This window comes from Acidovorax sp. BL-A-41-H1 (genome assembly GCF_051942715.1).
In genome coordinates, this window is sequence record NZ_JBPVJQ010000003.1 from 398818 (window position 1) to 421267 (window position 22450).

Consider the following 22450-nt stretch of genomic DNA (forward strand, 5'->3'; position numbering starts at 1 on the left):
TTGCTCGGGTTCACTCGAAATAGTCAAAGTCGTGTTCGCGGCGCAGATGCCGGCGCACCACGAAGATGTGGGCCGGCATGCGGTGCGGATCGAGCTGCACAAAGTGCCAGTCGCCCTGCCACACAAAGCGCTGCTGGCTCAGCAGGTCGTGCATCTGCCAGTGCTCGGCTGGCGCAGCCGCTTCCCCGTCGGCCCCGCTATCGGCCACCCAGCTGGCATCCAGGTTCACCCAGCCCGACTGCGTGTTGTGCGCATCCAGGTTGACCACGGTGACCACGGTATTGCGGCCATCGGCCGAGCGCTTGGCGTAGGCCATCAGGTGCGGGTTGTCGATCTGCAGGAAGCGCAGGCTGCCGTCAGACTGCAAGGCCGGGTTCTCCTTGCGGATCTGGTTGATGCGCGTGATGAAGGGCGCCAGGCTGCTGGGCGCATCGAGGTTCCAGTGGCGTAGCTGGTACTTTTCAGAGTCCAGATACTCCTCGCTGCCCGCATGGCGCGGCAGGTGCTCCAGCAGCTCGTACGCCGGGCCATAGATGCCGTAGCTGGCCGCCAGCGTGGCTGCCAGCGCCAGGCGCGACATGAACACGGCGGGCTCGCCGCCCTGCAGGTGTTCGTGCAGGATGTCAGGCGTGTTGGGCCACACGTTGGGCCTGAAGTAGTCCGTGCCCGGCCCTGCCGACAGCTCGGTGAAGTACTCGGTGAGTTCTTCCTTGGTGTTGCGCCAGGTGTAGTACGTGTATGACTGCGAAAAGCCCCGCTTGGCCAGTCCGTGCATCACCTTGGGCCGCGTGAAGGCTTCCGACAGAAACAGCACATCCGGCTGCTCGCGCTTGATCTCGGTGATGACCCATTCCCAGAACGGAAACGCCTTGGTGTGCGGGTTGTCCACGCGGAAGATGCGCACGCCCTCGCCGATCCAGTGCGTGAAGATGCTCTTGAGTTCTGCCCACAGGCCCTGCCAGTCGTCGCACTCGAAGTTGAAGGGGTAGATGTCCTGGTACTTCTTGGGCGGGTTCTCGGCGTACTGCACGGTGCCGTCGGGCCGCCAGCGGAACCAGTCGGGGTGCTCGGTCACGTAGGGGTGGTCGGGCGCGCACTGGAAGGCAATGTCCAGCGCCACCTCCAGGCCCTGTGCGCGTGCTGCAGTGACAAGCTCGCGGAAGTCGGCCGCGGTGCCCAGTGCGGGCAGAATGGACTTGTGCCCGCCTTCGGCCGCGCCAATGGCCCAGGGGCTGCCCACGTCGCCCTCCTGCGCCACCAGCGCGTTGTTGCGGCCCTTGCGCTGCACCCGGCCGATGGGGTGGATGGGCGGGAAGTACAGCACGTCAAAGCCCATGCCCGCGATGGCAGGCAGGCGCTGCAGCACATCGCGGAAGGTGCCGTGGCGGCCCGGCTCGGGCGCGGCCGAACGCGGGAACAATTCGTACCAGCTGCTGAAGCGCGCGCGCTCCGGGTCGGCCACCAGGGGCAGTTCGGTGCGAAAGCGTACTGCGTGGCGACGGTCGGGGTAGCGGTTGGCAAGTTCGGCCAATTCCTCGTTCAAAGCAAGCGCCTTCAGCGCGTCGGCTTGCTCTGCGTCCGCGTCGATGGTGCTGTCACCGACCTCGTTGCGGGCCACCGGTGCGGGCGCCAGCGCCCCGTCTTCCAGCGCCTGCGCCCAGTCCACCAGCGCGGCGCGGTCGGCGCTCTCGGCCCGCATGGCGGCGGCCGCGATCTCCAGCGCGCCCACACGGGCCGCGATGCGGATGTCATCGGGGTCCACGCGCCGCACCAGCTCGCGCCGCCACGAGTCGAACGCGTCCACCCAGGCCACCACCGTGTAGTGGTAGCGGCCGGGCACGGGCGGCACAAAGGACGCCTGCCATTCGTCGTTGCCCAGCAGCTGCATGGGCAACTCGGCGGGCTCAGTGGGCACTGCATCGCCCTCGGCGCGCCACTGCAGCACCACGCGCAGTGCGTCGTGGCCGTCGGTAAAGCAGTGCGCCGTCACCGCAAAGGATTCGCCTGCAATGCACTTGGCGGCAAAGCGGCCGCCGTCCACCGCGGGCAGCACGGCTTCGACCACGGCACGCGCACGGCCGTCCTGCGGCCAGCGCGGCGGTGTGCGGCCCGCGGCCTCGGCGGGCTGCAGCAGGATGGGGGTGGGGCTAGGCGTGGTCATCATCGTCATGGGCGTGCGGCCGCGTGGGCGAGAGGTAGAGGACAGACAGCGGAGGCAGCGTGAGGCACAGGGAGTGGCTGAAGCGCCGCGAGCGCACGGGTGTGGAATCGACGCCGCCCAGGTTGCCCCAGCCTGCACCGCCGAATTCGCGCGCGTCGGAGTTGAGGACTTCGCGCCAGTAGCCGGCCTCGGGTGCGCCGACGATGTAGTTCTCGCGCGGGATCGGCGTCATGTTGCAGACCACCATCACCGGCGCATCTGCGCTGCCGTGCCGGGGCTTGCGCAGGAAGGCGATCACGCTTTGCGCGGCATCGTCGGCCTCCAGCCATTCAAAACCTTCGGCCGAAAAATCCACCGCGTGCAGGGCTGGATGGGCGCGGTACACGCCATTCAGGGCCTGCACCAGCCGCTGCACGCCCGTATGGCGGTCCCAGCCGGCGCTGTCCCATTCAAGCTGGCCCTCGTGCGTCCATTCGCGGCGCTGGGCAAACTCGCAGCCCATGAACAGCAGCTTCTTGCCGGGGTGCGCCCACATCAGGCCGAACAGCGTGCGCAGGTTGGCAAACTGCTGCCAGTCGTCGCCCGGCATCTTCTCGATGAGCGAGCCCTTGCCGTACACGACCTCGTCGTGCGAGAGGGGCAACACAAAGTTTTCGTTGAAGGCATACACCATCGAAAACGTGAGCTTGTGGTGGTGGTAGCGCCGATTGATCGGGTCTTCCTTCATGTACGACAGGCTGTCGTGCATCCAGCCCATGTTCCACTTCATGCCAAAGCCCAGCCCGTTCATCTCGATGGGGCGCGACACCATCGGCCACGCGGTCGATTCCTCGGCAATGCTCACGGTGTCGGGGTGGTCGCGGTACAGCGCGCGGTTGAGGTGCCGCAGGAACTCGATGGCTTCCAGGTTCTCGCGCCCGCCGTGGCGGTTGGGAATCCACTCGCCCGGCTTGCGCGCATAGTCCAGGTACAGCATCGAGGCCACCGCATCCACGCGCAGGCCATCGAGGTGGTACTGATCCAGCCAGAACATGCCCGACGACACCAGAAAGCTGCGCACCTCGTGGCGGCCGTAGTTGAAGATGCTGGAGTTCCACTCGGGGTGGTAGCCCTGGCGCGGGTCCGCATGCTCGTACAGGTGCGTGCCGTCAAAGCGGTCGAGCCCGTGTGCGTCGGCCGGGAAATGCGAGGGCACCCAGTCCAGCAGCACGCCAATGCCGCGCTGGTGCAGGTGGTCCACGAAGTACATGAAGTCCTGCGGCGTGCCATAGCGGGCGGTGGGCGCAAAGTAGCCGGTGGTCTGGTATCCCCACGATCCGTAGAACGGGTGCTCGGTGATGGGCATCAGCTCCACATGCGTGAAGCCCAGGTCCGTCACATAGTCGGCCAGTGCGTGGGCCAGCGCCCTGTAGCCCATGAACTCGCCGCCCTCGCGCCGCCATGAGCCCAGGTGCACCTCGTAGATGGACATGGGGGCGTCGAGCGCATTGCGCGCGCCGCGCGTGGCCATCCAGTCATCGTCGCCCCAGGTGTAGTCCAGCGCCCAGGCCCGTGAGGCGGTGGCAGGGGCCAGTTCTGCGCACAGGGCAAAGGGGTCGGCCTTTTCCAGTACCTGTCCATCCGGCGTGACGATGCGGAACTTGTAGGCCTGGCCGTGCGCGACACTGGCCACAGCGCCCTCCCACACGCCGCTGTCATCGCCGCGCGGGCGCAGCGGGTCGGCGTCGGGGTTCCAGCCGTTCCAGTCGCCAATCACCGATACCGCCGCGGCGTTGGGTGCCCACACGGCCAGGTCCGCGCCCGGCCCATCGGCCCACAGGTGGCAACCGAGCTTCTGGTACAGGCGCGAATGCGTGCCCTCCCTGAAAAGATAGGCGTCATGCGCGGTGAACGCATGCGTCGTTAAAGCCGGGTTCTGTGGGGGTGATGCATGCACTGGGGTTCCTCGGGCGTTGTTCTGCCGGATGCAGGCGGCCTTGTTTGTGGCCGCTGCCGGTGGGGGTCGCGTCGTCCATTTCATTGGCGCACAGCGGGGCCGTGGGTGGCCGCGCGGCAGCCGCGCAACGGCCGGTGGGACAGCGCCTTGCAGGGCTGTAGGAATGCGCTGGCGGGGTGTGTCCCGTGGTCCCTAGGCGCTCTTTTCCTACGCTGGCGCGCAGTACGCTTCTCTAGAGTGGGAAGGTCGGGTGGACGCCCATCTGTGTCGAGACGTCCGCTTTTTCTTCACCGGATTCAAAGGACCCCTGCATGCTTGTAGACATCTACCGCCGCCCCGAAAACGGCGGCAAGTTCTCTCACCTGGCCGTGCCCGAGGGCCAGCCCATTCCCGAGGAAGCGACCAACACCGACTGGGTGGGCGAGGCAGCCGGCACCGAGCTGGACGAGGCGCTGGAGCGCTGGGACGAATACGGCATCGAGCGGCCGGGCGAGCAGCTGCAGCGCAAGGGCTACGCCATCACCAGCGTGGACCAGACCACCCCGGGCTGACCGCGCGAAGATGCGCCAGGGCGCGCAGCCTTGGCGCGCTACCGGCAGGCCCTGTCAATTGCGGGACGACCCCGCTGGCAGGGGCGCCCATGCGCTGGTAACCTGACCCGCATGGAGACAAACCACAACACCCCCCAGCCCCCGTACATTCCGCAGATCCGCCTGTACCAGGACTGGCTGCGCGACCAGCGCGGCCTGCAGTTCGACAGCTACGACGCCCTGTGGCGCTGGTCCATCACCGAGCTGGACGCCTTCTGGCAGACCATGTGGGATTACTTCGAAATCGAGTCGCCCACGCCGCACACGGCAGCGCTGGCCAGGAACACCATGCCGGGCGCCCAGTGGTTCCCGGGCGCGCAGGTCAACTACGCGCGTCAGGCCCTGCGGCATGTGGATGCAGCCCACGCCGCTGGCCTGCCGGCCATCATCAGCCGCAACGAAAAAGGCCAGCACCGCGAGATGCCCTGGCCCGAGCTGCGCCGGCAGGTGGCGGCGCTGGCGCTGCACCTGCAGGCGCAGGGCGTGCAACCCGGCGACCGCGTGGCCGCCTACCTGCCCAACGTGCCCGAAGCCATGGTGGCGCTGCTGGCCACCGTGGCGATTGGCGGCGTGTGGAGCATCTGCGCGCCCGACATGGGCACGGCTGCGGTGCTCGACCGCTTCCAGCAAATCGAGCCCACCGTGCTGATCGGCGTGGACGGCGTGACCTATGGCGGCCGCGACCACGACCGCACCGGCGTCCTGCAGGAGCTGCGCGCCGCACTGCCCACCGTGAAGCACGCGGTGCTGCTCAGCAATCTGGATGCTACAAATTCAATAGCTGAATGGGCAGATTGGACCAGCGCTACAGGCCGAAATGATGCTGAAACGGCCAATTTCGAGCCCCTGTGGCTGCCGTTTGACCACCCGCTGTGGATCGTTTACTCCAGCGGCACCACCGGGTTACCGAAGCCCATCGTGCACGGCCATGGCGGCACGCTGCTGGTGGCGCTGCAGCTGAAGGTGCTGCACAACGACATCGGCTGCAGCTACGCGGCCAACAGCTTTGGCGAGCGCTACCACTGGTACAGCTCCACCGGCTGGGTGATGTGGAACGCGCAGCTGTCGGGCCTGCTGTCGGGCACCACCTGCGTGATCTATGACGGCAACCCCGGCGGCAGCAAGGACCACCCCGACTGGGGCGTGCTGTGGCGCTTTGCGGCCGAGACGGGCGTCACCTTCTTTGGCGCAGGCGCGGCGTTTTTTGCCAACTGCATGAAGTCGGGCCTGCAGCTGGCCGACTGCGGCGACCTCACCCGCATCCGCGCGCTGGGCACCACCGGCTCGCCCCTGTCGCCCGAGGTGCAGCAGTGGGGCACGGCGCAGTTCGAGGCACTGGGTACGCCTGATATCTGGTGGAACAACATTTCAGGCGGGACCGACTTTTGCGGCGCCTTCATTGGCGGCAACCGCGAGCTGCCCCAGGTGCCGGGCGAGATGCAGTGCCGGATGCTGGGTGCCGCCGTGGAATCGTGGAATGCCGAAGGCCTGCCCGTGACCGACGAGGTGGGCGAGCTGGTGTGCGCGCAGCCGATTCCGTCGATGCCGCTGTACCTGTGGGGCGACAAGGATGGAAGCCGCTACCTGTCGAGCTACTTCGACATGTACCCGGCGGGCCACGGCCGCCAGCCCGGTGGCGGGGACGGCCCGGCCAGCATGGGTGCGGTGTGGCGGCATGGCGACTGGCTCAAGGTGGGGGCCAACGGCGGCTGCACCATCTACGGCCGCAGCGATGCCACCATCAACCGCCACGGCCTGCGCATGGGCACCAGCGAGATCTACAGCGCGGTCGAATCGCTGCCCGAAGTGCTCGACAGCATGGTGGTGGACCTGGAATACCTGGGCCGCGAAAGCTACATGCCGCTGTTTGTGGTGCTGCGCGCCGGCGTGGCGCTGGACGATGCCATGCGCGGCCGCATCAACGCCGCGGTGCGTACGGCGCTCAGCCCGCGCTTTGTGCCCGACGACATTTTTGCCGTGGCCGAGGTGCCGCGCACCCTGACCGGCAAGAAGCAGGAGCTGCCCATCAAGAAGCTGCTGCTGGGCCAGCCCATCGACAAGGTCGTCAACCGCGACGCCATGGCCAATCCGGGCTGCCTGGACTGGTATGTGGCGTTTGCGACGCAGCGGGCTGCAGCGGCGCAGGGCTGAGCGCAGCGCCCTGGCCCGACGGGCGTATCGCATGGGCCGCCTGGCGGCCCGGCCCGATCAGTCCAGCGTGGCGCCGGAGGCCTTGATCAGGCGCTCCCACACCGGCCGCTCCTTCACCATGGCCGCCGCAAACTGCGCGGGCGAGCTCTTTTGCACATCAAACCCCATGGCGGCGATGCGCTGGGCCACGTCCGGCAGCTCGGTGGCCTTGCGCACCTCGGCCGCGATGCGTTCCAGGATGGCGGGCGGCGTGCCAGCGGGCGCGCCGAAAGCCAGCCAGCCGGCCACGCGGTAGGCCTCATCGTTCAGGCCCTGCTCGGCCAGGGTGGGCACGTTGGGCAGGGTGCCCATGCGGCGCTCGCCGCTCACGCCCAGGGCCTTTAGCTTGCCGGCGTCAATGTGCGCCTTGACCTGCAGCGCGCTGGCAAAGCCGATCTGGATCTGTCCACCCAGCATGTCCTGCACCATGGGCGCCTCGCCGCGGTAGGCCACGTGGCTCATGTCGGCGTTTTGCGACTGGCTCATGTACGCACCGGCCAGGTGTGGGTAGGCGCCGGTGCCGTAAGAGCCATAGGCCACCTTGCCCTTGTTGGCCGCGATGTGCTTGAGCAGCTCGGGGCCATTGCTCACCGGCACGCTGGGGTGCGCTACCAGCACCAGGGGCGCAATGGCGATCTGGTAGACCGGCGCGATGTCGCGCTCGGGGCTGTAGGGCAGCTTGGTGTACAGGAACTGGTTGGTGAGCATGGAGTTGCTCAGCCCCAGCAGCAGGGTGTAGCCATCCGGGGCGGCCTTGGCCACGGCGTCGGTGCCGATGATGCCGGCCGCGCCGGGCTTGTTGTCGATGACCATGGGCTGGCCCAGGCCCACGGCCATTTTCTCGGCCAGCACGCGCGCCAGCACATCGGTGGCGCCACCAGCGGCAAAGGGCACGATCACCTTGATGGGCTTGTTGGGATAGGCGGCTTGCGCCAGGGCGGTGGTGCCGGTGCAGGCGGCAGCCGCCAGCGCAGCGGCGCCCAGCCAGGTGCGGCGGTTCATCAGGCGGGAAAAGGGCATGGTGTGTCTCCTGTCATGGTTGTTGGAAATCGATCGGGCTATGCGGTGCAGGGGTGGCGGGCCGTCACGCCATGGCCTATGCGGTCTGGGGGCACCCCGTGGGGGTGGCGATGCGCACGGTGATGGGCAGTGGCGCGAGCACTTCGCGCAGACGCTCCTGCCACTGCCCGGGCGCTGCGCCGGAATCGACCACCACCACGCGCACCGCGCTGTCCCCCTCGAGCTGCACCTGGGGGCGGGGGAGGTCCGGAGATGCTTCGCACACGCCGTCCACCAGCGCCTGCACCGTGCGGCAGGCGGCGCGCTGGCGCAGCTCGGGCTTGTAGATCTTGCCCACGTTGGTCACGGGCATGGCGTCGATCACCTGCACCCAGCGCGGGCGGGCCACGGCTTCGTCCACGCGTTCGGCGGTGAAGGCCAGCAGTTCAGCCTCGGTCACCGGTGGCGCGCCGGGCACCAGCGTGGCGTACACCACCGGCAGCTCGCCGGCATAGGCATCGGGCGCACCCACGGCGGCGCACAGCTGCACGGCAGGGTGGCCGCCCAGGGCGTCCTCGATCACCTTGGGATCGATGTTATGGCCGCTGCGGATGATGAGGTCCTTGGAGCGGCCGCTCAGGTGCAGGCGGCCCTGGTCGTCCACAAAGCCCAGGTCCCCCGTGGCCAGCCAGCCATCGTGCGTGAACGCCTTCGCGGTGTCGGCCGCATCCAGAAAGCCCGAGAACAGGTTGGGTGACTTGAACAGCACCATGCCCGGCTGGCCGGGCGGCATGTCCTGGTCGGATGCATTGCCTTGCCCATCCAGCGCCACCACGCGCAGTTGCGTGTACGGCAGCCGCCAGCCCACACAGCCCGCGGGCGCGTGCACGCCCGGCGGCGTGATGGTGGAGATGCCCGCCATCTCGGTCATGCCCAGGCTTTCGTGCACATGCAGGCCGAACAGCCGTTCAAACCGCGCCGCCAGCTCGGGCGCAAGAATGGCCGCGCCCGTGCGGCAGTATCGCAGCGTGGCAATGTCGGCCCCGCCCACCGGCACGTTGGCCAGCGCAGCCAGCACCGTGGGCACGGCCGATACATAGGTGCAGCGGTAGCGCTCCACCAGCCGCCAGTAGTTCGCGATCACCTCGCGGTTGCGGAACAGGCTGGTGGTGGGGATGACGGTTTCCACCCCCGCCGACAAGGCGGCCAGGGCGCCCGGCAATACACCCGCCACATGGAACAGCGGGTAGCCGTTGATGCCCACGTCCTGCGGTGTCATGCCCTGCATCTGCACGCAGCCCCAGGCGGTGAACACCTGCGCGCCGTGGCTGTGGCGCGCCAGCTTGGGCGCGCCGGTGGTGCCGCCGGTGTGAAAGTACGCGGCGATGTCGGTGCCTGCAATGCGGCGGCCGCTCACCAGCCGGTCGGCGGGTTGCTGCAGCCGCTCGGCCAGGTCCACCACGCCAGCGGGCAGCGGGCCAGTCGCGCCGGGCGCTTCATCGTAGGGGGCGACGCGCAGTACGGTGGTCAGCGTGGGCACCAGGGCGCGCAGGCGCAGGGCCTTGCTCCAGTAGCCCAGGTCGCCCTCGGCGCCGTAGGCAATCAGCACCTTGGCGCGTGCGAGCCGCATCATGGCCGCGATCTTCTCGTCGGTGAGCATGGGGTTGAGCGGCTGCACGATGCCGGCCGCCTCGCCGCCCCACAGGGCCAGGTGGTATTCGAGGCAGCCGGGCAGCAGCACGGCCACGGCGTCTTGCGGGCCCACGCCCAGGTGGTGCAGAAGGTTGGCCGCCTGGTGGATGCCGGCCAGCAGCTGGGCATAGGTCCAGCGCACGGGCTCCTGCGCCGGGTCTGCCGTGGGCAGGAAGGTCAGCGCGGGCTTGTCGCCGAAAGCCCGGGCCGAATTGACGAAGATTTCATAGGTGCTTTGCACCGGCAATGCCTCGGCCAGCGGGCGCGCCTCCAGCCGCTGCACGTCTTGCAGGCTGCGCACCGGGAAGGCGGGGGCGAACGGGGCGTAGGGCATTGGCAGGAAGGGAAGGGTCATGGGGTCTCGATGGGCCTGTGGTGCCAGGCGGGGAAAGGGCTTTCCGCGCCGGGGTGTATGCGCTCTTTTCCTACCCCGTTGCGCCCGCCATGTGGCCACAGTCTGTCTGTGTACCGGAACAAAAGCAGTCACGCAGATGTCAGACCGGGCGCGTTGCCCCTTGCGGGACCGTCAGCCGGCTCTGAGCGCCAGGGGGCTGTCCCTGCACACCCATAATGGACCATGTTGTTTGTCACCGTGCCCCTTTCATGAACACTCCTCAGCTGCCCAAACGTTTCTCGATGATCCGCGAGTTCCATCTGGCCGACTGGTTCACGCTGGGCAATGCCGTGTGCGGCGTGGGGGCGCTGTTCTCGGCCATGACGTTCCTCGAGACAGGCGACGTGCGCCATGTGTACTACGCGTGCGCGCTGGTACTGGCCGCGCTCATTTTTGACGTGCTGGACGGCCGTATTGCCCGCTGGCGCCAGAAAAGCTCGGCCATGGGCCGCGAACTCGATTCGCTGGCCGACGTGATCTCGTTCGGTGTGGCCCCGGCCATCATTGCGTATGGCTGCGGCATGCAGGGCCTGTACGACCGCATCGTGCTCGCGTACTTTGTGGCTTGTGGCGTTTCGCGCCTGGCGCGCTACAACGTTACCGCTGAAACCCTGTCGGGCGAGGACGGCAAGGTGAAGTATTTCGAGGGCACGCCGATTCCCACCTCCATCGTGCTCGTGGGCGTGCTCGCGCTGGCTGCCTGGATGGGCGCCGTGCGCGAAGGGCTGTGGTTTGGCAAGGTGCTCATCGGCGGCTTCACGCTGCACCCGCTGGTGCTGCTGTTTGCGGTGTCGGGCTCGCTGATGATCAGCCGGATCCGCATTCCCAAGCTCTGACGGCGCTGCGCTCAAGGCGCCCGGTGCTATAAATAATATAGCTACCCGGCATTATTTGGTAAGGGCTTGGGCGCAAAAATGCTTGAAATTCATGCCCCAGCCGGTTTGCGATTGACCAGCACGATCCCCGCCGCCACCAGCACCAGCGCCACCACCAGCCCGGTGGTGACCGGCTCGCCCAGCCACAGTGCACCGATCAGCAGCGCAAACACGGGCGTGAGGAACACGAACACCGAGATCTTGGTGGCCGGATAGTGCGCCAGCATCCACATCCAGGCCAGGTAGCTCACAAACGCGCCCACCAGCGCCTGCAGCAGCAGCGACGTCCAGGCAAAGGTGCTGAACTGCCACACCCAGGGCTCGCCGAGCGCCAGCGACAGCACCGGCAGCACCAGCGTGCTCACGCCCACCTGGTAGAACAGCTGCTTGGCCGGGGCAATGCGCCCCAGCGGCGTGGTGCGGATGACCACCGTGGTCAGGGCCCACATCAGCCCGGCCAGCAGGCCCAGCAGGTCGCCCAGCCAGGCCATGGGCAGCGCGGCGTTGGCCGGGCCCATCAGGCCATCGCCCAGCGCCAGCCCCACACCGACGAACGCCGCAGCCAGTCCCAGCCATTGCCAGCCCTGCAGCCGCTCGCCGGGCACAAAGCGCGGCAGCAGCAGCGCCACCCAGAAGGGCGACGCATACAAGAACACGGTGAGCCGCGAGGCCGACGTGTACTGCAGGCCCAGGTAGATGCACGCAAATTCGCCCGCAAACAACGCGCCTGCCAGCAGTCCGGCCCGCGCGGCGCCCGGCGGCTCGGCAGCGGGTGACAGCCGCACCCCGCGCCAGATGCACCAGGCGGCCACCGCCGCGCTGGCGATGGCAAAGCGCACAAAGGCCTGGAACACGGGCGCCACCTCGGCCACCGTGGCCTTGACCAGCACCTGCTGGAAGCCCCAGAACATGCAGCAACCCAGCAGGAGAGAGATGGCGAGGGCGTCGAGGTGGGCTTTGCGGGTGAGAGGCATCGGCCGATTATGAAAGTGCTACAGCGGATGCGCCGTCGCGCAGGGAACTGCACCTTGCTGGCAGGGCCGTGCGTGCGGGGTGCGGTGCCCGTCCTACAAGCGCCGCGGCATTGGCGCACAGGGCACGCGTACCGCGACGGCTAAGGTGCAGACGGGGATGCGCCACGGGCATTCGTGACTGCGTGCAGTGCCACGACATCAGCGGCAACGTGGCGCGCTCCGATCGAATTGCCCAAGGAGAAGCCATGTCCCCCGGTCTGCCGCCTACTGCTCGCAATGTCCGCCGCATCCGCTGGCCGGCGCTGCACGGGCACGGCTGGCTGGTGGGCGCAGGCCTGTTGTTGATTGCACTGGGGCTGGGCCCGGTTTTCTTATGGCCGCGCGCCACCAGTCATCTGGTCACGGTCCAGGCCGCACCGAACACGGCACCGCCCGTCGCTCGCGCCGCCGTACTTCCGAGTTCCGTTTCAATGGTCGCAGCTTCTACCCCTGCGGAGGTCGCGTCGCAACGGCCCCAGCCCCGGTTCGGGAACGAGCCAGCGTCCGCCGATGCGCGCCACATTGCCCAGTGGGCGCTGCACTCGGGCGACAACGGGCGCCGGGGTGTGGTGGTGGTCGACAAGAAGAACGCCAGGGTGTTCGCATTTGGCGCAGACGGGGCGCTCAAGGGTGCCGCGCCGGCGCTGCTCGGCTCCGCCATCGGCGACCACACGGTGCCGGGTGTGGGCGACAAGCCCTTGTCGCAAGTGCGGCCCGAGGAGCGCACCACCCCCGCCGGCCGCTTTGTGGCCGAGGCGGGGCGCAATGCCAACGGCGAAGACATCGTGTGGGTCGACTACGACGCAGCGGTCTCCATGCACCGGGTGCGCCCCAACGTGAAAGCCGAACGCCGGCTGGAGCGCCTGGCGTCGGCCACGCCTGCCGACAACCGCATCTCGTTTGGCTGCATCAACCTGCCGGTGTCGTTCTACGAGAACGTGCTGAGCCCGCTGGTGCACGGCACGGGCGCCGTGGTGTATGTGCTGCCCGAGACGCAACCGGCCGCGCCGCTGTTCGGTGCCTACCCGGTGCCCGACAGCGATTCGCCGCCCGCGGAACGGTCGCCTGCGGCGGCCCGCCCGTAGCGGAGCGCCGCGGTTGACGTTGCGCATCGCCCATGTCCCACACGCCCTGCAGCCACGGGCCGACGGTGGCACGCCCGGGAACCCATAGGGTGTAAACAGCTGGCGACGTTGCCGGCGATATCCGTTCCATCCACAGATCTAGGAGTCCCGAAATGAACGCATCGAACCCACTGAAGACTTTGCTGGCAGGCCTGGCCACCGTCGCGGTTGTCGGCACCGCCATCGCACAGAGCAACCCGCCCAATACGACCAGCCCCAACGCAGCCACAGGCGCCGGTCAGCAAAGCTCGCAGAGCACCCCCATGGGCAGCACGGGCACACCCGGCAGCAACACGGGCGGCACCACGGGTGCTACCTCGGGCACGAGCGGTTCGTCCGGCTCCACCATGGGCTCCACCGGCGCTGCCGGTTCCTCCAGCTCCATGGGGTCGACCAGCTCCGGTGGTAGCACCAGCATGGGCTCGGGCAGCACCGACACGCGCAGCAGCACCTCGGGCCGCCCCATGCGCGCTGACCGCAACTGAGCGGCATTGCCACGCTTCCCCTGAAAGCCGGGCCAGTGCCCGGCTTTTTGCTGCGCCCTGCATCATCGTGACCACGCCGGGCCATGCCGCGCCGCAGCCCCGCGCCGGGCAACAGGTGCTTACGCCACCCCACGGTACACTTTGCGCCTTCCCAAACCGGTTCCCAGCGTACCCACACCACCGTTCATGGCCCTTACCACGGCGGCCCAGGCCCGCACCAGCTTTGACCTCAAGAGCGCCTCTCTGCCCGTGGTGGCCGTGATGCTCAAGGCCACCGACGCCGCGCTGTTTGTCAGCGATCTGGCCCAGCGTGTGGCCGATGCACCGGGATTCTTTGACAACGATCCCGTCCTCATCGACCTGAGCGCCGTGCGCGACGCCCCCGAAGCCATCGACTTTGCCGCCATCGTGGCCGCACTGCGCAGCCACAGCACGCTACCGGTGGCCGTGCGCGGCGGCAGTGCCGCCCAGATGGAAGCCGCGCGCAGCGCAGGCCTGGCCGCGGCGCCCGATGCCCCCGCCCCCCGAGCCGAAGCCGCTGCCCATGCCGAAGTGCGTGAAGTCGTCCGTGAAGTGGTGCGCGAGGTCGAGGTGGTGCGCGAAGTGCCCATGGCCGGGCCGGGCACCGTGGTGGTCGACAAGCCCCTGCGCTCGGGCCAGCAGGTGTATGCCCGCGGCGCCGACCTGGTGGTGATGGCCGTGGTGAGCTTTGGCGCCGAGGTGATTGCCGACGGCAACATCCACGTCTATGCCCCGCTGCGCGGCCGTGCCATTGCCGGTGCGCGGGGCAATGCCGATGCGCGTATCTTCAGCACCTGCCTGGAGCCGCAGCTGGTGTCGATTGCCGGCATCTACCGCACCACCGAAACCGAGCTGCCCGAAGCCGTGCGCGGCAAGCCCGCCCAGGTGCGCCTGGACGGCGAGAAGCTCATCATCGAGCCCCTGGCCTGACCGATTTTCCCCATCCTTTTTCACCCTCCACAAAAGAACTGCAACACATGGCCAAAATCGTCGTCGTGACCTCCGGCAAGGGTGGCGTGGGCAAGACCACCACCAGCGCCAGCTTTGCCACCGGCCTCGCCCTGCGCGGCCACAAGACTGCCGTGATCGACTTTGACGTCGGCCTGCGCAACCTGGACCTCATCATGGGTTGCGAACGCCGCGTGGTGTACGACCTCATCAACGTGATCCATGGCGAGGCCAACCTGAACCAGGCCCTCATCAAGGACAAGCAGTGCGACAACCTCTTCGTGCTGGCCGCCAGCCAGACGCGCGACAAGGATGCGCTGACGCAGGACGGCGTGGAAAAGGTCCTCAAGGACCTCTCCGACATGGGCTTTGAATACATCGTGTGCGATTCGCCCGCCGGTATCGAAAGCGGGGCGCTGATGGCCATGCACTTTGCCGACGAGGCCCTGCTGGTGACCAACCCCGAAGTCTCCAGCGTGCGCGACTCCGACCGCATCCTGGGCATGCTGGGCAGCAAGACCAAGCGCGCCATTGAAGGCGGCGATCCCATCAAGGAACACCTCCTCATCACCCGCTACAACCCCAGCCGCGTGCAGGACGGCCAGATGCTGAGCCTGGAGGACATCCAGGACATCCTGCGCATCAAGCTGATCGGCGTGATCCCCGAATCCGAAGTGGTGCTGCAGTCGTCCAACCAGGGCACGCCCGCCATCCACGCCAAGGACACCGATGTGTCCGAGGCCTACAAGGACGTGATCGACCGCTTTCTGGGCCAGGAGAAACCCCTGCGCTTCATCGAGGCGGAAAAGCCCGGCTTCTTCAAACGCCTGTTCGGGAGCAAATAAGCCATGGCTTCCTTCCTCTCCTTCCTTCTCGGCGAGAAGAAAAAGACTGCCAGCGTCGCCAAGGAGCGCCTGCAGATCATCCTGGCGCACGAGCGCAACGGCCGCAACGCCTCGGAGCCCGACTACCTGCCCGCCCTGCAGCGCGAACTGGTGGCGGTGATCTCCAAGTACGTCAAGATCAATCCTGAAGACCTCAAGGTGCAGCTGGAACGCCAGGACAACCTGGAGGTGCTGGAGGTCAAGATCGAACTGCCGGATACGGTGCGCTGAACGCGCAGACGCGTCGCGGGCTGGGGGTGTGTGCCGCCCTCAGCGCCGGTGTTTGGCCCACTTGCCTGCCAGCGCCTGCGCAATGCTCAGCGAGCGCAGGCCGGGCACGAGCGTTGCGCAGTCGCCTGCCTCCAGCGTTCCGGGCGTATCCACCGACAGGTAGTAGCCGCAGTTGCCCGCCAGGGCCATGGCGCGGCCTGCGCCCGCAAAGCCCATCACGGCATTGAACTTGAAGCAGGGCTCGCGCGGGGCGGTCACGCGCAGCACGCAGTGCGGAAAATGCCACTCGTCGCCCACAAAGACTTCATGCTCCTGCGGTCCGTCGACCGTGAGGTTCTCGCCCACAAAACCGGGCGGCAGCACTTCATCGAAAAGGCTCACCCCGTGTTCGCGCCGCTGGGCCTGCCAGAACGCGTAGTGGGCCGCCGGATAGGCGTACACCGCCTTTTGAAGGCCACCGTGCACGCTGAGGTCGGCCTGCTCGTCGCCCAGCAGGCCCAGCGGCCCGACGGGGATCGGGCCCTGCACGGGCTGCTTGCCGATGCCGGTCAGGATGGACCGCTCGCCCACCCGCAGGCGGCGGGCGGTGCCCACGTTGATGCTCCGGATGTGCAACTGCACGGCGTCAGAACCGGCTCTTACAGCGGGTGCTCGGTGTAGAACTTGCCGCCGTGGTACAGCAGCGGCGGCACGCCGCCGCGGTGGCTGCAGCGCTCGACTTCGCCGACAAAGATCACGTGGTCGCCTTCTTCATAGCGGCTGCGGTTGAAGCATTCGAACGTGGCCGCAGTGCCGGCCAGCACGGGCGCATCGCTGATGCCGCGGCTGTGTTCCACACCCGCCCAGCGGTCCACGCCCCGGGACGCAAAGCGCTCGGCCAGCGTCTTCTGGTCGGCTGCCAGTACGTTGATGGCGTAGTGCGAGCCGTTGGCAAAGGCCGGCATCGAGGCCGCTGCGCGGGACAGGCTCCACAGCACCAGCGGCGGGTCGAGCGAGACCGAGTTGAACGAGTTGGCGGTGAGCCCGATCAACTCACCCTGTGCATCGCGCGCGGTGACGATCGTCACGCCGGTGGCGAACATGCCCAGTGCGTCGCGGAACTCGCGGGTGGAGAAGCTGGGGGGGCGGGCGAGGGCGGGGCGCGGCAAGGTGGGGTTCACAAAAGCGGGGCTGCTGGGCAGCGTTGGACTGTGTAACCATTATGGTGCGCCGCACACAGATGCGCTGCAGCGGGGTTAACCTGCCTTCCAAGCCTTCCAAGCCTTCCAAGCCTTCCAAGCCTTCCAAGCCTTCCAAGCCTTCCAAGCCTTCCAAGCCTTCCAAGCCTTCCAAGCCTTCCAAGCCTTCCAATCCTTCCAATCCTTCCAAGCCTTCCAAGCCTTCCAAGCCTTCCAAGCCTTCCAAGCCTTCCAAGCCTTCATGCCCTCCATCCCCCATTTCACCAGCCTGGGCTCCGGGCCCGTGGTCCTGATGCTGCACGATGCCGACGGTGACCACCTCACATTCGCTCCGCAGGTGGAAAGCCTGGCAGGCGCAGGCTACCGCGCCGTGGCTTGGGACATGCCGGGCTACGGGCACAGTGCCCCGGTGGAGCCCTACACCTTCAAGGCGCTGGCCGCCAGCTGCTCGGCCCTGATCGACGGCCTGCAGGCCGGCCCCGTGGTGCTGATGGGCCACGGCATGGGCGCCATGGTGGCGCTGGAGGTGGCCGTGCGCCGGCCGCAGCAGGTGCGGCGGCTGGTGCTGTGCGCAGGCGGGCCGGCGCTGGACGCCCAGGCCGTGCAAGACTGGATCGCCCCGCGGCAGGCCGCCCTGGAAGCCCTGGAGGCGGGCGGCAGCATGGAGCAGCTGGCGCAGACGCTGGTGCCCCGTTACATCGGTACCGGGGCGCTCCCCGAGGGGGTACAGCTGGCGGTGCACGCCCTGGCCCGCGTGTACCCGGGCGCCTACCGGCGCGCGCTGGAGGCCCTGGCCACCTTCGACCGCGCCGCCCCCGCGCTGCAACGGCTTGCGGCCCCCGTGCTGGTGCTGGGTGGCGGCAGTGACCGCTGCACGCCGCCCGCCGCGCTGGAAGCACTGGCCCAGGTATTGCCCGACGCCGAGCACGTGAGCCTGCCCCAGGTAGGCCACTGGCCCCAGCTGGAGGCGCCCGAGGCTTTCGATGCCGCCCTGCTCGACTTTCTGTCTGCGCGGCGGGTGCTGCATTGACTGCCGTACAGGCGGCGGACAAGGCCCGGGCACCCACAGCAGCCTCGCCGGTGGATGTGCAGCGCGAGGTAGCTCCTGGCGCGTCGCCTGCCCTGCGCGGGGCGCTGCTGGGGCTGGTCGCAGCCGTGGTGGTGGGAGGTGTGCTGTGGGTGCCCGCTCAGCTGTGGCCCGCGTCCCCGGCTCGCCATGGGGTCCACGGCTTGCAGCCTGGCGCGCCATACCCCTCAGGGGCTGCCAAAACGACTGCGGCGGGTACCGCAGCGCAACGGCTTGCGGTACCTGCGGTGGTTGCGACCCGGTCCGTGACTCCCGCCAGCGCTGCGCCCGCAGCCCCGGCGGCAGCGCCCCTGCGCGCAGCGGATGAGGCAGCCGCCGCGTGCGCGTTGCTGCTGCCGCGCCTGCCGGGCGTGTCGCGCTCTGAGTGCCTGGCCACGCAGCTGCATGCCAGCGGGGCGCAGTCGCGCCAGGGCACGCCGCTGTACTGGCGCGATGTGCTGCAGCCTGGCGCCGCGCCTGCTTCTATTGCCGGCAACCGCCCCGTAGCAGAGCCACTGCGCGTGCTGGTGGTGGGCGCCATGCACGGCGACGAGCTGACGGCCGCATCGCTGGCGCTGCGCTGGATCGGCATGGCGGCGGCCGAGGGTGCTGCGGGGCTCCCTGCGACGGCAGGGGCGCCCGTGCACTGGCGCTTCATCCCCGTGCTCAACCCTGACGGGCTGCTGGCCCCCAAGCCCACCCGTGTGAACGCCGGCGGGGTGGATCTGAACCGCAACTTCCCCACGCCGGGCTGGGCGCAGGACGCGCCCGTGTACTGGGAAAAGCGCACGCGCAAAGACCCGCGCCGCTGGCCCGGCCACGAGCCGTTGTCCGAGCCCGAGTCAAAGTTTCTGCACCAGCAGATGGCGCAGTTTCAGCCGCAGCTGGTGGTCAGCATCCATGCGCCCTATGGTGTGCTCGACTTCGACGGCCCGCACGACCCGCCCGCCCGCCTGGGGCGCCTGCGCATGGACAAGCTGGGCGTGTTCCCCGGCTCGCTGGGGCATTACGGCGGGCTCCACCGCGGCGTGCCCGTGGTCACCATCGAGCTGGAGCACGCCCTGATCATGCCCGCCGAAGCCGAGGTGCGCGCCATGTGGCGCGACCTGCGCCAGTGGATGAACACCCGTTTGCTGGAGGGTGGCGACGCTGTGGCGGGCTTACCAACGCCCGGCGCCCAACGTCGAGGTGGCGGTGGTGAGTGAGGTTTAGGTAAAAGCAGCCCTGGCGCATGTCCTGAAAGCACTGATAGCTGCTATTTTGATAGCAAAAAGCTGCCAGCCTGCGATACGGCTTCCGCATCCGCCTGCACCGCCCCGGGCGGCCCGCCCTTGCCCCACAGGGCGCCGCCCCACGTCATGGCGAGGAACCTCGCGCACAGCTCCACCGAGTCGATCATGGGCTGGGCCTTGGCGCGGTCGCCGCTGGTGGTGATGAGGTACAGCGGCTTGGCGGCCATCTGCTCCTTGAAAGCCAGGCCCGGCACGCGCATCCAGGCACTCCAGTGGTCCAGGTAGGTCTTCAGCGGCGACGGAATGCTGAACCAATACACCGGCGACACGAACACGATGTGCGTGGCCGCGAGTGTGGCGTCCAGCAGTGTTTTAAGGTCGCCCTCGGGCGCAGGGTAGCTGCCTACGGTGTGGCGTAGGTCCACAAACGGTGGCAACTGCATGCGGGCCAGGTGGTGCCAGGTTTGTAACGTGCCTGCAGGCAGAGCGGTGGCCGCCTGCCGGGCCAGCCATTCGGTGTTGCCCAGGTGGCCGCTTTCGCGGGTGGACGTAGTCAGGAAGAGGTAGTGGGCAGATGCAGGTGGCTGTGGTTCGGTCATGACGGTGTCGCGTGGTGGCCCGGCGCAACCGGGCGGGGAATGAGGTACGCCAGGCACAGCTCGACGAGTGCTTCTTCGAATTCGCCGCTGTCGAGCAGGGGCGACTGCTCCAGCGACGCGGCCCGAACGGCGCCCATGAAGGCGCGGGTCAGCACGAACAGCTGGGCTGCGGTGGGGTCCTTGAGCTGGTTGTCGCGGGCCATGCGCTGCAGGTGTAGCGCCAGCCGCTCGCTGGCGCCGCGCACCGACACCAGCATCGATGCCCGGTAGTCGAGCTTCCATGAAAGGCGCGCCAGTGCCCGGCCCTCGGGCGGGCCGCCACCAAAGCCCTGCAGGTACTGGCGGACATAGGCGCGCGCCTGTTGCTCGGCGGTCCAGCCCTCGGCCAGTGCCTGCGCAAACATGGCATCAAGCCCCAGCATCAGCTGGTCGCAGTGCTTGTCGAGCATGGCGAGCAGGATGGCGTCCTTGCTGGGGAAGTACTGGTAGAGCGAGCCGACCGATACCCCTGCAAGCTCTGCGATGCGGTTGGTGGTGAGTGCGGATTCGCCCTGCGTCGCCAGGATGCGCGCAACGGCTTCAAAGATCGCGTCCACGGTGAACTGGGAGCGTTCCTGGCGCGGTGCGCGCCGGGCGGCGGGGCGGTTGGACGGTGGGTTGGACATGCAAAACCTGAGCGCAATGCGAGTAGCCAGCCAATGTGCGGCTGCCTATTCTGCCGCCAGTTTCCACCTCCGCCCCCTGGATTCGCCATGCAAGAAGTCTCACCTGCTGCCCTGAGCGCCCCGCCCCCTGTGCCCGCCCGAGGGCTTGCGCGCGCCCGGTTCCCGTTGCGCGCGATGCACCGCACCTCCGCATTGGTGGTGGCGCTGTTCGTGGTCGTGCATCTGGCGGGACATCTCGCCGGGCTGGCTGGCGCGGCGGCGCACCAGACCGTACTGGAGGCGCTGCGCGTGGTGTACCGCCAGCCGGCGCTGGAGGTATTGCTCCTGGGCTGCGTCGCCTTCCAGATGGGCAGCGGGCTCATGTTGCTGTGGCGCGGCCACAGGCAGCGCCGTGGGGCCGTGACCTCGCTCCAGGCCGTGTCCGGGGCCTACCTGTGCGTGTTCCTCCTGGTACACGTGGCCGCAGTGCTGCACGGGCGCAGCGTGGGGGTCGACACCAATCTGCAGTTTGCGGCGGCAGGCCTGCACACGCCGCCGTGGCAATGGTTCTTCGGTCCGTACTACTTCATGGCGGTGGCGGCCATCGGCGCGCATGTCGGCTGCGCCCTGTACTGGCATCTCGCGGAGCGTGTGCGGGGGCCCGTGCTGGCGGGCGCGCTGCTTGCAGGCTTGGTGCTGGGCGCATGCCTGGTTGCCATGCTGGCCGGTGGCTTGGGGCCGGTGGACCTGGTGCTTGCCGGCTGCCAGCGCGCCACGCCCGCCAGCATGGTGCTCACGGGCCCGGCCTGACCTGCCGCAAAAGCGCCTGCCGGGTCAGGCGGTGCGGGTTGCCAGCGCGCGCGGGCTGCCCGGCATGCCGCAAAACCCGAATTCCATGGCGGGTGTGCGGCCACTGATGAGTTCTGCCAGCGCCTTGCCCGAGCCCGCCCCGTGCGTCCAGCCCAGCGTGCCGTGGCCTGCGTTCACCCAGAGCTTGCCGACGCGGGTGCGGCCGATGAACGGGATGTTGGTCGGCGTGGCTGGGCGCAGGCCGGTCCAGTACTGCGGGTCGCCACCTTCCTCGGGCGTGCGGGTGTCGCACACGCCGGGCAGAATCTCCTCGATGCGGCGCGACAGCATGTGGCAGCGTGCGCGGGCCACAGGGCTGTCCAGGCTCAGATCGAACCCCGACAGCTCGATGGTGCCGGCCACGCGCAGGTGGTTGCCCAGGCGGCTCATGGCGATCTTCTTGCCGTCGTCGATGGTGGACACCATGGGCGCGCCTTCGGGCCGGAGCAGCGGGAACGTGGCGCTGTAGCCCTTGCCCGGGTAAATCGGCAGATCGACGCCCACGGTGCGCAGCAGCGGTGCCGTGTACGAGCCGCAGGCCGCCACAAAGGCATCCGCCTTCAATATGAAGTCTTTTTGGCCTCTAGCGCCCGCTTGATTTGGTATGACAGCTACAGAATCAATAGCATCACCAATCTTGTTCAGCCGCAGCACGTCGTGCCCGTACAGGAAGCGCGCCCCGCGTGCCGCGCAGCGCCGCGCCAGCTCCTGGGTGAAGACGCGTGCGTCGCCGCTTTCGTCGGTGCTGGTGTAGGTGCCGCCGGTGATGCGGTCGCCATACGCCTTGAACGCGGGTTCGATGGCCAGCAGCTCTTCGCGGCTGACCAGGCGGCGCTGCACGCCGTGCTTGCGCATCAGCTCCACTGCGTGGCCCGCGGCGTCAAACGACTTCTGGTCGGTGTAGAAGTGCGCAATGCCGCGCTCCAGCCGGTTGTATTCGATGCCGGTGGCGCTCACGAGATCCTTGAGCGCGGCGTGGCTGTAGGCGCCCAGCGCCACGATCTGCTGCACGTTGCGCTCGAACGCAGCATCGTTGCACTGGGCCAGGAACTGCAGCCCCCAGCGCCACTGCTGCCAGTCCAGTTGCGGCCGGAAAAGCAGCGGGGCTTCGTTGTCGAACATCCACTTGAGCGCCTTGAGCGGCGCCTCGCGGTTGGCCCAGGGCTCGCAGTAGCTCACCGAGATCTGCGCCGCGTTGGCAAAGCTGGTCTCCATCGCTGCGTCGGCCTGCCGGTCCACAATGGTGACTTCGTGGCCGCGCTCCAGCAGATGCCAGGCGGTGCTGATGCCGATGATGCCGGCGCCCAGGACAATCGTTTTCATGATTGCAGTGTGCGCG

General features: G+C 68.1%; 21 protein-coding genes. 11 read left to right on the forward strand and 10 right to left on the reverse strand.

The window, feature by feature from the left end:
- Positions 1-10: 10 nt before the first annotated feature.
- Together ACTPOI_RS02915 and glgB are read right to left on the reverse strand one after the other, a co-directional pair.
- A complete protein-coding gene (locus tag ACTPOI_RS02915) occupies positions 11-2170 on the reverse strand; it encodes an alpha-1,4-glucan--maltose-1-phosphate maltosyltransferase (RefSeq protein WP_440106234.1) in 2160 nt (719 codons plus the stop codon).
- Positions 2148-4097, reverse strand: coding sequence for a 1,4-alpha-glucan branching protein GlgB (gene glgB, locus ACTPOI_RS02920; protein ID WP_440106236.1), 1950 nt, complete (start codon positions 4095-4097; stop codon positions 2148-2150). The genes ACTPOI_RS02915 and glgB overlap by 23 nt, the downstream gene beginning before the upstream one ends.
- A 311-nt stretch (positions 4098-4408) precedes the next feature.
- On the opposite strand from glgB, the gene ACTPOI_RS02925 reads away from it, so the two are divergent.
- Both ACTPOI_RS02925 and ACTPOI_RS02930 read left to right on the forward strand, forming a co-directional pair.
- The gene (locus tag ACTPOI_RS02925) at positions 4409-4648 is read left to right on the forward strand and encodes a DUF6139 family protein (RefSeq protein ID WP_440106238.1); all 240 of its coding nucleotides are present in this window, start codon (positions 4409-4411) and stop codon (positions 4646-4648) included.
- Between the two features lie 111 nt (positions 4649-4759).
- Positions 4760-6838, forward strand: a complete 2079-nt coding sequence (locus ACTPOI_RS02930; RefSeq protein WP_440106240.1) for an acetoacetate--CoA ligase — start codon at positions 4760-4762, stop codon at positions 6836-6838.
- Between the two features lie 57 nt (positions 6839-6895).
- Here the strand turns inward: ACTPOI_RS02930 and ACTPOI_RS02935 are convergent, their stop codons facing one another.
- Positions 6896-7897, reverse strand: a complete 1002-nt coding sequence (locus ACTPOI_RS02935; protein ID WP_440106242.1) for a Bug family tripartite tricarboxylate transporter substrate binding protein — start codon at positions 7895-7897, stop codon at positions 6896-6898.
- 76 nt (positions 7898-7973) lie between these two features.
- Positions 7974-9923, reverse strand: a complete 1950-nt coding sequence (locus tag ACTPOI_RS02940) for an acyl-CoA synthetase (RefSeq protein ID WP_440106244.1) — start codon at positions 9921-9923, stop codon at positions 7974-7976.
- Between the two features lie 248 nt (positions 9924-10171).
- On the opposite strand from ACTPOI_RS02940, the gene pssA reads away from it, so the two are divergent.
- Positions 10172-10798 (forward strand): CDP-diacylglycerol--serine O-phosphatidyltransferase, encoded by a 627-nt coding sequence (pssA, locus tag ACTPOI_RS02945; protein ID WP_440106246.1) that lies wholly within the window; start codon positions 10172-10174, stop codon positions 10796-10798.
- A gap of 89 nt (positions 10799-10887) precedes the next feature.
- Here the strand turns inward: pssA and ACTPOI_RS02950 are convergent, their stop codons facing one another.
- On the reverse strand, positions 10888-11811 hold the full coding sequence (locus ACTPOI_RS02950; RefSeq protein ID WP_440106248.1) for a DMT family transporter: 924 nt from the start codon (positions 11809-11811) through the stop codon (positions 10888-10890).
- A 245-nt stretch (positions 11812-12056) separates the two neighbouring features.
- Between ACTPOI_RS02950 and ACTPOI_RS02955 the strand changes: the two genes are divergently transcribed.
- From ACTPOI_RS02955 to minE, 5 genes are all read left to right on the forward strand, one after another.
- Positions 12057-12935: a hypothetical protein gene (locus ACTPOI_RS02955; protein ID WP_440106250.1), complete on the forward strand. Its 879-nt coding sequence runs from the start codon at positions 12057-12059 to the stop codon at positions 12933-12935.
- A 152-nt stretch (positions 12936-13087) separates the two neighbouring features.
- The gene (locus ACTPOI_RS02960) at positions 13088-13459 is read left to right on the forward strand and encodes a proteophosphoglycan ppg4 (protein WP_440106252.1); all 372 of its coding nucleotides are present in this window, start codon (positions 13088-13090) and stop codon (positions 13457-13459) included.
- A 186-nt stretch (positions 13460-13645) separates the two neighbouring features.
- Positions 13646-14410 (forward strand): septum site-determining protein MinC, encoded by a 765-nt coding sequence (minC, locus tag ACTPOI_RS02965; protein ID WP_440106254.1) that lies wholly within the window; start codon positions 13646-13648, stop codon positions 14408-14410.
- Positions 14411-14457: 47 nt separating this feature from the next.
- Entirely contained in the window at positions 14458-15273 is an 816-nt protein-coding gene (gene minD / locus ACTPOI_RS02970; protein WP_440106256.1) for a septum site-determining protein MinD, read from the forward strand.
- 3 nt (positions 15274-15276) lie between these two features.
- Positions 15277-15543, forward strand: coding sequence for a cell division topological specificity factor MinE (gene minE, locus ACTPOI_RS02975; protein ID WP_092951564.1), 267 nt, complete (start codon positions 15277-15279; stop codon positions 15541-15543).
- A gap of 39 nt (positions 15544-15582) precedes the next feature.
- Here minE and ACTPOI_RS02980 read toward each other — a convergent pair whose 3' ends face one another.
- Both ACTPOI_RS02980 and ACTPOI_RS02985 read right to left on the reverse strand, forming a co-directional pair.
- Complete coding sequence (locus tag ACTPOI_RS02980) at positions 15583-16158, reverse strand: MOSC domain-containing protein (RefSeq protein ID WP_440108252.1); 576 nt, start codon at positions 16156-16158, stop codon at positions 15583-15585.
- 23 nt (positions 16159-16181) lie between these two features.
- Positions 16182-16703, reverse strand: coding sequence for a flavin reductase family protein (locus ACTPOI_RS02985; RefSeq protein ID WP_440106258.1), 522 nt, complete (start codon positions 16701-16703; stop codon positions 16182-16184).
- Positions 16704-16962: 259 nt separating this feature from the next.
- On the opposite strand from ACTPOI_RS02985, the gene ACTPOI_RS02990 reads away from it, so the two are divergent.
- Positions 16963-17751, forward strand: coding sequence for an alpha/beta fold hydrolase (locus ACTPOI_RS02990; protein WP_440106260.1), 789 nt, complete (start codon positions 16963-16965; stop codon positions 17749-17751).
- The gene (locus ACTPOI_RS02995; protein ID WP_440106262.1) at positions 17748-18992 is read left to right on the forward strand and encodes a M14 family zinc carboxypeptidase; all 1245 of its coding nucleotides are present in this window, start codon (positions 17748-17750) and stop codon (positions 18990-18992) included. The genes ACTPOI_RS02990 and ACTPOI_RS02995 overlap by 4 nt, the downstream gene beginning before the upstream one ends.
- A gap of 50 nt (positions 18993-19042) precedes the next feature.
- Here the strand turns inward: ACTPOI_RS02995 and ACTPOI_RS03000 are convergent, their stop codons facing one another.
- Entirely contained in the window at positions 19043-19618 is a 576-nt protein-coding gene (locus tag ACTPOI_RS03000) for a flavodoxin family protein (protein WP_440106264.1), read from the reverse strand.
- Positions 19615-20283: a TetR/AcrR family transcriptional regulator gene (locus tag ACTPOI_RS03005; protein ID WP_440106266.1), complete on the reverse strand. Its 669-nt coding sequence runs from the start codon at positions 20281-20283 to the stop codon at positions 19615-19617. The genes ACTPOI_RS03000 and ACTPOI_RS03005 overlap by 4 nt, the downstream gene beginning before the upstream one ends.
- A 174-nt stretch (positions 20284-20457) precedes the next feature.
- Between ACTPOI_RS03005 and ACTPOI_RS03010 the strand changes: the two genes are divergently transcribed.
- Positions 20458-21072, forward strand: a complete 615-nt coding sequence (locus ACTPOI_RS03010; protein WP_440106268.1) for a hypothetical protein — start codon at positions 20458-20460, stop codon at positions 21070-21072.
- 24 nt (positions 21073-21096) lie between these two features.
- On the opposite strand, the gene ACTPOI_RS03015 is transcribed toward ACTPOI_RS03010, so the two are convergent.
- Entirely contained in the window at positions 21097-22434 is a 1338-nt protein-coding gene (locus tag ACTPOI_RS03015) for a D-amino acid dehydrogenase (protein ID WP_440106270.1), read from the reverse strand.
- Positions 22435-22450: the final 16 nt, after the last annotated feature.

Excerpts from the sequence above, each read along its gene's own strand:
- ACTPOI_RS02915 (WP_440106234.1), bottom strand. The coding sequence starts at position 2,170 with ATGACGATGATGACCACGCCTAGCCCCACCCCCATCCTGCTGCAGCCC.
- ACTPOI_RS02925 (WP_440106238.1), top strand. The coding sequence starts at position 4,409 with ATGCTTGTAGACATCTACCGCCGCCCCGAAAACGGCGGCAAGTTCTCT.
- ACTPOI_RS02930 (WP_440106240.1), top strand. The coding sequence starts at position 4,760 with ATGGAGACAAACCACAACACCCCCCAGCCCCCGTACATTCCGCAGATC.
- ACTPOI_RS02935 (WP_440106242.1), bottom strand. The coding sequence starts at position 7,897 with ATGCCCTTTTCCCGCCTGATGAACCGCCGCACCTGGCTGGGCGCCGCT.
- ACTPOI_RS02940 (WP_440106244.1), bottom strand. The coding sequence starts at position 9,923 with ATGACCCTTCCCTTCCTGCCAATGCCCTACGCCCCGTTCGCCCCCGCC.
- pssA (WP_440106246.1), top strand. The coding sequence starts at position 10,172 with ATGAACACTCCTCAGCTGCCCAAACGTTTCTCGATGATCCGCGAGTTC.
- ACTPOI_RS02950 (WP_440106248.1), bottom strand. The coding sequence starts at position 11,811 with ATGCCTCTCACCCGCAAAGCCCACCTCGACGCCCTCGCCATCTCTCTC.
- ACTPOI_RS02955 (WP_440106250.1), top strand. The coding sequence starts at position 12,057 with ATGTCCCCCGGTCTGCCGCCTACTGCTCGCAATGTCCGCCGCATCCGC.
- ACTPOI_RS02960 (WP_440106252.1), top strand. The coding sequence starts at position 13,088 with ATGAACGCATCGAACCCACTGAAGACTTTGCTGGCAGGCCTGGCCACC.
- minC (WP_440106254.1), top strand. The coding sequence starts at position 13,646 with ATGGCCCTTACCACGGCGGCCCAGGCCCGCACCAGCTTTGACCTCAAG.
- minD (WP_440106256.1), top strand. The coding sequence starts at position 14,458 with ATGGCCAAAATCGTCGTCGTGACCTCCGGCAAGGGTGGCGTGGGCAAG.
- minE (WP_092951564.1), top strand. The coding sequence starts at position 15,277 with ATGGCTTCCTTCCTCTCCTTCCTTCTCGGCGAGAAGAAAAAGACTGCC.
- ACTPOI_RS02990 (WP_440106260.1), top strand. The coding sequence starts at position 16,963 with ATGCCCTCCATCCCCCATTTCACCAGCCTGGGCTCCGGGCCCGTGGTC.
- ACTPOI_RS03000 (WP_440106264.1), bottom strand. The coding sequence starts at position 19,618 with ATGACCGAACCACAGCCACCTGCATCTGCCCACTACCTCTTCCTGACT.
- ACTPOI_RS03005 (WP_440106266.1), bottom strand. The coding sequence starts at position 20,283 with ATGTCCAACCCACCGTCCAACCGCCCCGCCGCCCGGCGCGCACCGCGC.
- ACTPOI_RS03010 (WP_440106268.1), top strand. The coding sequence starts at position 20,458 with ATGCACCGCACCTCCGCATTGGTGGTGGCGCTGTTCGTGGTCGTGCAT.
- ACTPOI_RS03015 (WP_440106270.1), bottom strand. The coding sequence starts at position 22,434 with ATGAAAACGATTGTCCTGGGCGCCGGCATCATCGGCATCAGCACCGCC.